Annotated in this window: 6 protein-coding genes and 1 pseudogene; 6 read left to right on the forward strand and 1 reads right to left on the reverse strand. The window is 68.1% G+C overall.

Going from position 1 to position 11,798, the window contains the following annotated elements:
- Positions 1–1,145 (reverse strand): annotated as a pseudogene (locus ON23_RS29260) (hypothetical protein); the annotation flags it as partial.
- 203 nt (positions 1,146–1,348) lie between these two features.
- Between ON23_RS29260 and ON23_RS29265 the strand changes: the two are divergent.
- The 6 genes from ON23_RS29265 to ON23_RS38175 form a co-directional block, all read left to right on the forward strand.
- Positions 1,349–2,320 (forward strand): C40 family peptidase, encoded by a 972-nt coding sequence (locus ON23_RS29265; RefSeq protein ID WP_039782281.1) that lies wholly within the window; start codon positions 1,349–1,351, stop codon positions 2,318–2,320.
- A 320-nt stretch (positions 2,321–2,640) separates the two neighbouring features.
- Positions 2,641–4,401 (forward strand): type VII secretion AAA-ATPase EccA, encoded by a 1,761-nt coding sequence (eccA, locus tag ON23_RS29270; RefSeq protein ID WP_039782282.1) that lies wholly within the window; start codon positions 2,641–2,643, stop codon positions 4,399–4,401.
- Positions 4,402–4,405: 4 nt separating this feature from the next.
- Positions 4,406–5,971: a type VII secretion protein EccB gene (gene eccB, locus ON23_RS29275; RefSeq protein ID WP_039782283.1), complete on the forward strand. Its 1,566-nt coding sequence runs from the start codon at positions 4,406–4,408 to the stop codon at positions 5,969–5,971.
- Complete coding sequence (gene eccCa / locus ON23_RS29280; RefSeq protein WP_051043532.1) at positions 5,968–9,984, forward strand: type VII secretion protein EccCa; 4,017 nt, start codon at positions 5,968–5,970, stop codon at positions 9,982–9,984. Before eccB ends, eccCa begins: the two co-directional genes overlap by 4 nt.
- 109 nt (positions 9,985–10,093) lie before the next feature.
- The gene (locus tag ON23_RS29285; RefSeq protein WP_039782284.1) at positions 10,094–10,414 is read left to right on the forward strand and encodes a PE domain-containing protein; all 321 of its coding nucleotides are present in this window, start codon (positions 10,094–10,096) and stop codon (positions 10,412–10,414) included.
- Between the two features lie 21 nt (positions 10,415–10,435).
- The coding region (locus ON23_RS38175) for a PPE family protein (RefSeq protein WP_143860366.1) at positions 10,436–11,798 on the forward strand (1,363 nt) is incomplete at its 3' end.

The raw sequence follows: 11,798 nt of genomic DNA on the forward strand, positions 1-11,798 counted from the left end.
TGGAGTTCGGCCTCTTTGTCCTTCTGGTTCTTCTGCATCGCCTGGGTGACCAGCGGCGCCGCCACCATCGCTCCCATCGGGAGGATCATCGCGGCCATGGGCAGCAGTTGGCCGAGGATGTCCCCGAGACCGCCGCCCCCGCCCGACGCCGAGGTCCCGCCCGACGCGGCGCCGCTGGAGGAACTGGTACCGGTGCCGGAACCGGACCCCGAGCCGCTGCTGGTGCCCGCCCGGGACTGGTTGTCCGCGTAGACCGCGTCGACGAGGCGGTAGACCTGTGCCACCGCCGCGCTGATCTGCTGCATGAGGGCGGCCTGCTGGGCGGTGGTCGCCTTCGCGGGCACCGCCTTCACCACCGCCTGCAGTTCGGCGACGATGTTCTTGATACTGGCGAGTGTCTCGTCCTTGCTGGCGGCCACCAGGACCGAGGTTCGCGCGATCTCCTGGTCGTATTCGAGCAGTGAGGTCTGCTTCGCGTTCACCGCGGCCATGGCCTGCCGGTAGCCGACGGTGGTGTCGCTCTTCCCCAGATTGGTGAACACCACCGGTTTCAGCAGACTGGCCACTTCCGGCGGTGGCTTCGGCATGCCGCGACCGAGCAGGTCGACGGCGGTCTGGATCGCCGTACGGGCCAGCGCGACAATGGCTTTCACCGCCGGTTTCGCACCCGGTGGGGCGTCGAGTTCGACGGTCCAGTAATGCTTCTCGGGATTGGCGGGCGGGGGAGTGGTGGGCGCCGGTTTGGTCGGGTCGGGCTTGGTGGGGTCAGGTTTGGTCGGGTCGGGCTTGGTGGGGTCGGGTTTCGTCGGGTCGGGCTTGGTGGGGTCGGGCTTGGTCGGGCCCGGCTTGCCCGGCCCCGGCTTCGTGGGGCCGCCCGGCTCGTGCGGGCCGCCGGGCGGTGGGCCGGCGGATCCGGGCGTGCCCGGCGGTCCCGCGCCAGGGGTCTGCGGGGCATTGATCACACGCATGTCGGTCTGCGGTCCGCCGGCCGGAAACTGCGGCCCGGCAAGGGGATTCGCCCCCAGCGGCCCCGAGCCGGTGATGCCGTCACTACCCGCCACGGGCAGTCCGGTCGTGGGTGTGACGCCGTCCTGCAACAGCTTCGGCAGGCCGATAGTTTCGGTTCCAGCCGTGTTCTCCGGCATGCCGCTGCACCGCCTCCCTCGAGTTCGTCCTCATTGTCGGCCCTTCCCGCAAATGGGAAGTCATGCGGTTTCCGCATCGCGGCGACGGTGCCGCATAGTCGTGGACGACTTCGGGTACGCGAAGTTCCGCGAGTTTCGCTGGTCCTGCGGCAGCCGGGCCGAATCGGGAGGCGTTCGATGCGCAGCGATGGCGAGGCGGTCGAATGTCGCCACAACTGACCGTCGGACTCGACAGCGTCCTCAATTCCCTGCTGAAGCTCTACGGTACCGGCAGTCCCGCCGTACAGGCGGCCCCGTCCGCGGCGGCCCCGTCGAATTCCGCCATCGACCTGCGTACCGGGGCGTTGATGGCGGGCTATCACGAAACCGCCGGGATGCACGCCTCGGTAGCCGGGGCGCACGCCGAACGAGATGCGGTGGTGCACAAGGCGGTTACCGCCGCCGGTGACGGAACGGTCAAGGGCCGCAGTGTGGTCAACGGTCAGATCGCCGATCTGCAGACCCGGCTGCGCGCCATCGCGACCGTGGGCGACACCCGCTTCAGCGGCCCCGCCCTGCTCGACGCCGCGCACACCGCGGTAACGAACGCGGCCCGCCAGGTCGACACCGACCTCGCCGAGGCGCAGCGGCACGCGGCGCAGATCGTGCCGCCCGCGACGCCGAAAACCGTTCGGGGGCGGCTCACCTCGAATCCGGGCCGGCGCCGACGGCGCCGGCCGCGTCCGCGGACCACGTCGGTGGCACGGACGGCCCGGGCATTGCCGGCGATGCATCGGCCGGTCCCGTCGGACGGTACGGCCGGCGGTAAGGCGGTGAGTGCGGCGAGCGCGTATCTGGGGCTTCCCTATGTGTGGGGCGGCGGTGGGGCCGGGGGGCCGAGCGGCGGCGGATTCGACTGTTCCGGACTCACCCAGTACGCGATCGCCGAGGCGACCGACGGCAAGGTGGTCCTGCCGCGCACCACGTACGAGCAGATCTACAGTGGCGTGCGCATTCCGCCGCAGGATGTGCGGCCGGGGGATCTGGTGTTCCCGGCCGGATCGTTCAGTGCGCGCGGACCCGAACATGTGCAGCTGGCCGCGGGCAACGGCATGGTGATCGAGGCGCCGTATTCGGGTTCGACGGTCAAATGGTCGCGCATGCCCAGTGAGGCGGTCGTGGTGCGGGTGATGTGATGGTGCCTGTCGTGTGCTGATTCGGAACGAGTGCCCGTGGCCGGATCGCGGTGTGCGAGCACTCGTTCCGAAGAGCGGATCGCCAGGATGAGGAACTGCCGATCCACACGAATGATCATACCGTCAAATAACGGTACATTCAATAGCGGCCCACCATGATGGTTAGTAACCGCTCTCTGTTCGCGCAGGTCGCGCCCCGGTGCGCAGGGCGCCCGAGCGCGCGATTCCGCATATTCCCATGATTGGGAAATGGCGATCTTCGCCCGGGTCGGGGACTGTCTATGGTTCGGGCAGGCGAGAGCGTCGAAAGGGATGTCCAGGTGTCAGCGGCCGAGGACGCGTTCTATACGGGTGTTCAATCTCTGGGATTGGTCGCCGGGGGCGTGCGCAACGAACAACAAGCGATGGCGGCCTTTCGCGCCGCGACCGATCTGGATCCGGATATGTGCGACGCCTGGCTGGGTCGCGCCATGGCCGGCGATATCACCTCCGAGGTGATCTACGGCGCCTATCGATCGGTCCACAACCTCTATCGGGATCAACAGCGCGCCGGTCTGATCGACCGGTCGCTGTGGTGTCAGGTCGAGATCGGCATGTACGGGCTGCGAGTGGCGATGGCCGACCGCGATCAGATCGCGATCGCGCAGGCGTGTTCCTATGCCGAGGGCGGCGAATGGCAGGAAGCGGCCGCCATACTCGATCAGGTACCCAGCGACGATGTCGCCGACTTCGTGCGGATGTCGCTGTTCTTCCGGACCAAGCGCTGGTCCGACGTGCTGGCCGCCCGCACCGCCAAACCGGTCATCGAGGACGGCCTGCTCGACATCGCGGCCGAGTTGATGGCGGCCCAGGCGCTGGCGCATCTGGGCCGTCTCGGCGAGGCGATGCCGCGCGCGCAACGCATCGTGGAGGACAGCTCCTCGGGCAACCTCTCCTACATCTGGGCCGATGCGCACTTCCTGCTGGGAATGCTGTACCGGCACAACGGCGATCACGAGAACGCCGACCGAATACTCAAGGGCCTGCAAGGATCCGGGCTGTGGTCCGAACGCGAGGAGTGGCAGCGCGCGGTCCGGGACAAGACCTACCGGCTGGAGGTGACCACCCCGGACCTGCTCGCCTCGCGCACCGACCTGTGGGATCCCACCACCGGCGACGACCCCGCCGAAGCGGCGGCTGCGTCGGCGAAACAGGAACGCGAGGCACTGCTTTCGGAGGCCTCGGAACTTTTGCAGGCCCAGATCGGCATGGATTCGGTCAAGGAACAGGTCGACCGGCTCAAGTCCGGCGTGCTGATGGATCAGGTCCGGGCCAAGCGCGGGCTGGCGGTGGAATCCAAATCGCAGCACCTGATCTTCTCCGGCCCGCCCGGCACCGGTAAGACGACGATCGCCCGCGTCATCGCGAAGATCTTCGCGGGCCTGGGCGTGGTCGAGAATCCGGAGGTGATCGAGGTGTCGCGCAACGACATGGTCGGCACGCACCTCGGCCATACCGCACCCAAGACCAACGCCCTGATCGATTCCGCGCTCGGCGGTGTGCTGTTCATCGACGAGGCCTACACCCTGATCCAGGAGGGGCTGTCCGGTGGTGACGCCTTCGGCAAGGAAGCCGTCGACACCCTGCTGGCGCGGATGGAGAACGATCGCGACAAGCTGGTGGTGGTGATCGCCGGATACGAGGATCAGATCGACCGGTTCCTGGCCTCCAACGACGGTCTCGCCTCGCGCTTCACCAAACGCATCCGCTTCTCCAGCTACGGTGGCGACGAACTGGTCCAGATCGCCGATCACATTGCGCGCAAGAAGGATTCGCTGCTGTCCGAACAGGCGCGCGAGGTGCTGCGGGAACGCTGTGATCAGCTCGCCTCGCAAACCAGGAACGGACGCCGGCTGATCGATCTGGCCGGTAACGGCCGGTTCATCCGCAATGTCGTCGAGGCCGCAGAGGCCGAACGCGACTACCGCTTCACCCGCGAGAACGTCGATATCGCCGCCCTCACCAACGAGGAATTGATGACGATCGACGCCTTCGACATCGCCGCCGCGCTGTCGGGTTTGGCGCCGGCCGCGACCAGCTGACGCCATGGCGCGATTCCGGGTGGTGACCAAGCACCAGATATCGGGGTGGCGGTTTCTGCTGCGCCGGATCGAGCACGCGCTGGTGCGGCGCGAGGTCTCCATGATCGACGATCCGCAGCGCGGCCGATCCACCGCGCTCTCGATCGGAATCGCGCTGGCCTGCGTCGTCGTCGCCGGCGCCGCGGTGATGGCCTTCTTCAAGCCCGCCAAACAGGTCGGCAACGCCGACATCGTCGCCGACAAGAACAGCGGCGCGCTCTATGTGAAGGTCGCCGGGCGACTGCATCCCGCGCTGAATCTGACCTCGGCGCGGCTGATCAGCGGTAAGGCGGCCGACCCGGTACCGGTCTCCCAGCAGGAACTGGACAAGTATCCGCGCGGCCCGTGGGTGGGAATTCCGGGTGCCCCCGACAGCATCGTCGGCAGCACCGACAGCGATTCCTCGTGGACGGTGTGCGATACCACCCGCACCGGCGCGGACGCGCCGATCGACCGGACCACCGGCCTGCCCACGACCGCCGGTTCCGCGGTGGTCACCACCGCCATCGGCGGCCCGCTGACCGTGGACGACGAGACCACCCACGCGCTGTCCGGTGATCAGGCGCGACTGCTGCGCAACGGCTCCATCACCTGGCTGGTCTACGACGATCGTGACAAGGGGGTGGTGCGCGCGGCGATCGATCTGCGCGACTCCGCGGTCACGCTGGCCCTCGGAATCGACGCCACCATGCCGATTCCGCAGGCCTCGCGCGGGTTGATCGAGGCGATACCCGAGATGCCTCCGCTACGGGTGCCCGACGTGCCCGGCGCGGGCGGGGTCACCACGCTCTCGTCGGGTCTGTCGGTGCCCGTCGGATCGGTGCTGAGCGTGTCGAGCCCGGACCGCCCCTCCTCGTATTATCTGGCCTCGCAGTCGGGCCTGGTGCAGATCAGCGCGGTGCTGGCGGCCGTCGTCCGCAACGCCGATTCGCACGGCACGGCCACCACCATGGCGGTCGGCCCGGATGTGGTCGCCGCGAATCTGCGACCCGGAACCTGGCCCGGCACCGAGGATTATCCGGCGCGGGCCGTGCAGATCGTCGACGCGAACCGCTACGGCGTGACCTGCTACCACTGGTCGCGCGGCGGCCGCGATCCGAATGCGAGCACCCAGGTGCTGTACGGACGGCGGCTCCCGCTGACCGCCGAACAGCAGACCCGGATCGTCGGCCTGGTCACCGCGCCGGCGTCGCACGGTGCCACCGCCGACACCGCGTATCTGCCCGGCGGCACCGGCCGGTTCGTCCAGGTCACCGGCGCCGATCCGGCCTCGCCGCTGCGGGAGTCGCTGTACTGGATCTCCGACAGCGGCGTGCGCTACGGCATCGATGTGGCTCCGGGCGCGATCGGCGATCAGACCCTGGCCGCGCTCGGTCTGCGGGCGCCGCTGCCCGCGCCGTGGAGTGTGGTGTCGCTGTTCGCGGTCGGCCCGGTTCTGTCCCAGCGCGACGCCCGCGTCCAGCACGACGGAATTCCGTCCGACAAGGCCGCGGTCGGTCTGCCACAGCAGTCGGAAGGTGGGGGTCCATGACCAGCACACGCCGCTTCGTCCGCCCGGCCCGCGCCGAACGCGGGCCGAAGGCGCCGGCGGTCACGGAGCTGCGGTTGCAGCCGCCCACCGAATTGCCCAAACCCGTTCCGCCGTCCCGGATTCGGATGATCATGCCGGTCGTCATGGTCGCCGGTATGGGCGGGATGATGGTGATGATGTTCCGCAGCGGTGGCGGAGCCGTCAACCCGATGATGATGTTCTTCCCGGTCATGATGCTGGTGTCGATGTTCGGCATGATCGGTGGCGGCATGGGCGGCAACGGTTCCGGCGGCGCCGCCTCGCTGAACGAGGAACGCAAGGACTATCTGCGGTCGATCGGGGAGAACCGCAAGACGGTGCACACCGCCGAAGCCGAGCTCTACACCTATCTGCGCCACACCCACCCCGGCCCGGCGGAGATCGCCCGCCTGGTCGGCGGTAAGCGGATGTGGGAGGTGCAGGTGGCCAGCCCGCAGTTCCTGCGGGTGCGAATCGGCCGGGGGCGCATCGCGAATCAGGTCCGGGTGATCGTGCCCGAGGCCGCCCCGACCTCCGATCTCGATCCCGTCGGCGTCGTCGAGGTCACGCGGTTCGCCAAGGCGTACTCGACGGTGGGCGGTATGCCGGTCGCGATCAATCTGCTGTCGGCCCCGCAGGTGGGGTTCGACGGTGATCAGGACGCGGTGGCCGGGCTCGTGCGCGCGATGATCGCGGAGATCGCGGTGCTGCACGGGCCGGACCAGGTGGCGATCGCCGCCGTGCTGGCCGATCCCGACGCCCCGCAGTGGGCGTGGCTCAAATGGCTTCCGCACACCCAGCATCCGAGTGAGACCGATGCGATCGGCTCCAGCCGGATGGTCTATCGCACGGTCGCCGAACTGCGGTCGAAGGTGCTCGCCGGACTCAACCGCGGCCCCTTCTCGGCCAACAGCCAGCCCACCCTGGATCGCACGCACTACATCCTGCTCGTCGACATCAGCGGGCCGGCCAGCGAACGCGACGTCTCGGGCGTGGACGGCTGCACCTGGGTGCGCTTGGGCAGCACCGAGCAGAGTCTGCCGCGCGCATTGAAATTCACCGTCTCCCAGGATCGCGAACTGCACGAGGTGACCGCACGCGGGCTGCGCCGGGTGGGTGTCGCCGACACGATCTCGGTTCCTGCGATGACGGCCCTGGCCCGCGGCCTCTCACCGTTCCGGCTGTCCACGGTGGTGGAGGCGGTGGTCGCCGAACAGGCCGGGACGGGGACGTCGTGGGAGGAGATGGTCGGGGTCGTCGATCCCGGTGCGATCCGCGCGGAGCGGCAGTGGCCGCGCCGCCGCGACATCGACCGGGCCCGGCTCAACATCCCCTTCGGCCATGACCCCGCCGGACAGGTGGTCTACCTCGATATCAAGGAGTCGGCCGAGGAGGGCATGGGCCCGCACGGCATGTGCATCGGCGCCACCGGCTCCGGAAAGTCGGAATTCCTTCGGACCCTGGTGCTTTCGGCCGTCGCGACGCACTCGCCGGATGTGCTGAACCTGCTGCTGGTCGACTTCAAGGGTGGTGCGACCTTCCTCGGCTTCGACCGCCTGCACCACGTGACCGCGGTCGTCACCAACATGGAGGAAGAAGCCGATCTCGTCACCCGTATGGAGGACGTGATCAACGGCGAGATGGCGCGCCGGCAGCGAGTCCTGCGCGATGCCGGCAACTTCGCCAACGTCGCCGATTACGAGCGGGCGCGCGAACAGGGCGCGCAGCTGGCACCGCTGCCCACTCTGCTGATCATCCTCGACGAGTTCGCCGAACTGCTCGAACAGCATCCGAACTTCGCGAAACTGTTCGTCGCCATCGGCCGGCTCGGCCGCTCGCTGCGCATCCATCTGCTGCTCGCCTCGCAGAAGGTGCCCGCCAACCGGATGGGTGAGCTCGAGGCGCACCTGTCCTACCGAATCGCGTTGCGCACCAACCAGACCAGCGACTCCCGCGACGCCATCGGCACCGCCGACGCCTACCACCTGCCCAAGAAGCCGGGTTCGGGATATCTGCGGGTCGGCGCGGGCGATCTGCAGCGTTTCCAGGCCGCGTATGTGGGCTCGCCCTATATCCCGCCCGCGCAGGCGGCCTCCCCGGCCGACGCGCAGCGGGCCCGGCGCCCCGGCGGCGGATACAAACCGCCGCAACGGTTCACGACCGCTCATGTCGTCGCCGCCCGCCCGGAACCGGTCGTCGAGCCGCGGCTCGTCCTGCCCGAATCCGAGGACGAGAACGACGCGGTGACGTTGATGGAGACCGTGCTCGCGCAGCTGGCCGGGCACGGGCGTCCCGCACACAAGATGTGGTTGCCGCCGCTGGGTGTGCCGCCGACCCTGGAACGCCTGGTCACCGCCGTTCAGCCCGGGGCACTGCAGATTCCGCTGGCCATCGTGGACAAGCCGCGTCAGCAGCGTCAGGACGTGTGGACCGTGGACCTGTCGGCCGCGGGTGGACACCTCGCCGTGGTCGGTGGACCGCAGTCGGGCAAATCGACCGCGCTGCAAACCCTGGTGATCGCGACCGCGCTGACTCACAGCCCCGAACAGGTGCAGTTCTACTGCCTGGACTTCTCCGGCGGTCTGTCCGGTCTGCGCGGGGTGCCGCATGTGGGATCGGTGGCCTCGGCGCGGGACGGGGACCGGATCCGGCGAACCTTCGCGCTGATCACCAATCTGATCGCGCACCGGCAGACGTTGTTCAGCGAGCTGGGGATCGACAGCATGCGCGAATTCCGCCGCCGGCGTCAGTCCCCGGCGGAGTCGGCGGAGTTGACCGCGCGCGGGGACGCGCACGGCGACGTCTTCTTCGTCATCGACGGATGGGATATCGGATTCTCGGTCAACGGGCCATATTTCGACGAATATCTGCCCGTGATGGAAACCATTGCGCTGCAAGGCCTCAACTACGGAATCCATCTGGTGGTCAGCAGTTCGCGATGGGCGGCCATCCGGCCGAACGTCAAAGATCTGCTCCAGACCCGGCTGGAATTGCGGCTCGGCGATCTCACCGACACCGTCTTCAACAATCACCGCGCGGTGGTCGCCTCCATTCCGCCCGACCGTCCCGGCCGCTGCATTTCGACCGACGGCCTGCACATGCTGACCGCGCTGCCCCGCATCGACGGCTCCGGAGACGCCGAGACCGCGGCGCAGGGTATGAGCGCGGCGATCGCGGAATTGGAGCGGCGGTTCGAGTCCCGCCGCGCGCCCGCGGTCAAGTTGCTGCCGGCCCAGATAACCATGGCCGAGATCGTCACCGGACGGCCGGAGCCGCAGACCCTCGCGCAGCGACTGGCGCTGCCGTTCGGTGTCCGGGAATCCGATTTGAGCCCGGCCACGGTCGATTTCGGGGTGTCGACGCATTTCGCCGTCATCGGCTCGCCAGGCTGCGGTAAGTCCACGGTGCTCGCCGCGCTGCTGGAATCGATTCGCACCCAGTTCACTCCCGCTCAGGCGGTGGTGGTGCTGATCGACTACCGGCGCCAGCACATGGAAGCGATTCCGGACGAACAGCTGATCGGATATCTGACCAGCGAGCGCGACCTCGCCGACAGCCTGCCAGGCTTCGCCCAGAAGATGCGTGGCCGGCGGCCACCGGACAACGTCACTCCCCAGCAGTTGCGGGAACGCTCGTGGTGGAACGGCCCCGAGGTTTTCGTGGTGGTCGACGACTATCACATGGTGGCCGCGCGAGGCGGGCTCAATCCGCTGGATCCGTTGAAGGACCTCATCGTCGACGGCCGCGACACCGGATTCCATCTCATCGTCGCCCGCAATATCGCGCAGGCCGATATGGCCTTGTACGACAACGTCCTCGGTCAGATCAAGAATCTGAACAGCTCCGGGTTCATCATGGACGGCTCGAAACTCGACGGCATGCTGATCGGTGATGTGAAGGCGACCAAACAACCGGTGGGCCGGGGCATCTTCGTCGAGCCGCTGCAGTCGCGCCGGGATCTGGTCCAGGCCGCGTGGGTGCCACGGCCGGAATAGACCGGAAGATGTGGCCTATCCCGCACAACATTCCCAAGGGCGGGAATGCCATAGCGTTCTTTCTGTAACCGCTCACACCAGAGTCGGCGTCACTTGTGAGGAGACCTCCATGTATCTCCAGTTCAGTTCGGAAGTCATCGCTGCTGTTTACAGCACGAACACTGCTGTCGCCACCACGCTGTCCGGCTTGATGCATTCCGCGGCCGCGGCCAGTACTCCGGCTCCGCCGAGTGCGGATCCGGTCAGCGCGGGGTTGTCGTCCGCCTTCACCAGTTATCAGGGCGGCTTCTTCAACATCACCAACAACGGCATCACGAAGTTCCACGAAGGGAACAACAAGCTGCCGGAATCGATTCAGCGATACGAATTCAGCGATGGCGAGGGTGGCGCGCAGGTCAGCTCCGCCGACGCCGGCGTCGTAGCTATCTGACAACTCGGCTGGGAGTGCGTGATGGACGCGGTTTCCGGTGCGGCGGCTGGGGCCGCGGCCGGTATGAGCGTGGCCGGAGACATCGGCTGTTCCGCGGCAGACCCCGCTGCTACTTTGCAGGCGGCGCTCGACCTGGCTGTCATGGCCAGCCTGGCGATCGAAGCGATGCAAACGCTCGCATTCGGCGCGCTTCCGCCGGAAGTGAATTCGGCACAGCTGACCGCGGGACCTGGTCCGGCTCCGATGATGGCTACCTCGGCCGCCTACGGGGCGGTAGCCGAGGCGTTGACGGCAGCAGCCGGTGGATTCGAGGGATCCAACGGTGTGATGCAAGCTTCGTGGCAGAGCGAAGCCGGTGCACGCGCGCACAGCGCATTCAGTAATCACACGATGTGGTACCGGGAACAGGCTGTCGTCGCCCAGCAGATGTCGAATCTGGCGGCCAGCGCCGGTGCGGCCAACGGCGCTGCGCGCGCGGCGATGCCGCCGCTGCCGGTGATCCTCGCCAACCGGGCCGCTGCTGTGGTGCTGGCGGCCGAGAACGTCGCGTGTCAGGGTGCGGTGACGCCGTTGCTCCTGGAGAACGAAGCAGAGTACCTGGGGATGTGGGTACAAGCAGCGCAGACGATGGAGGTCTACCAGGCGGAATCGACGGCGGTGATTGCCGCTATGCCGCCACCGGCGGTGGCGCCGACCATCGCCGGTGAGGGCGGAAGTCCTCCGGGGACATCGTATTTCAGTCCTCCCGATCCGCCGCCGCAAGGCGGTGGCGGCGGGTACCACGGGACCTCCGACCCCGGCGGACCGGGCGGGCCGGGCGGGCCGGGCGGCGGGCCCAGTGACGGCTCGGGAGATGTCACCGGCGACGGGCTGGATCCGGGCAAGCCCGCCGGGCCCACCGATACGGGCGTCGATCCCGCTCAGACCACACCAGGCGGGTCCGAGGCCCAGAGCGCGCTGTCTGATGTCAACAACACCATGTCGTCGATGACCGACTCACTGGGCAATTCCGGTGGTGACGGCGGCTATCTGACCGACGAACAACACGGCTTCTACGGCACGTCACCGTACTCGACCACCCTCATGGGCCTCAACGGTGGTGTGGGCAGCGCGGTCTCGTTCTCGATGGCCCGCGGTGGGCTCGGCGCGGTGCCGGCCTCAGGCACCGGATTCCGAATGCCGTCCAACTGGGGGCAGATGGGAGCCAAGGCATTCGGCCCGCTGCCCGGCGAGCCGACCACCGGCCCGGTGCCGCCGCGCAACGTACCGCGGGGCGCGGTGGCGCCCAAGGCGCGGATGCGTCGGCGTCGCGACGACGAGAAGAAGCCGTCGAAGGTCTTCGTGCCGGGCGACCACGACGAGGTGCCAGTGCTCGAGCAGACTC

The organism is Nocardia cerradoensis NBRC 101014 (assembly GCF_000308535.1).
Taxonomy (GTDB): Bacteria; Actinomycetota; Actinomycetes; order Mycobacteriales; family Mycobacteriaceae; genus Nocardia; species Nocardia cerradoensis.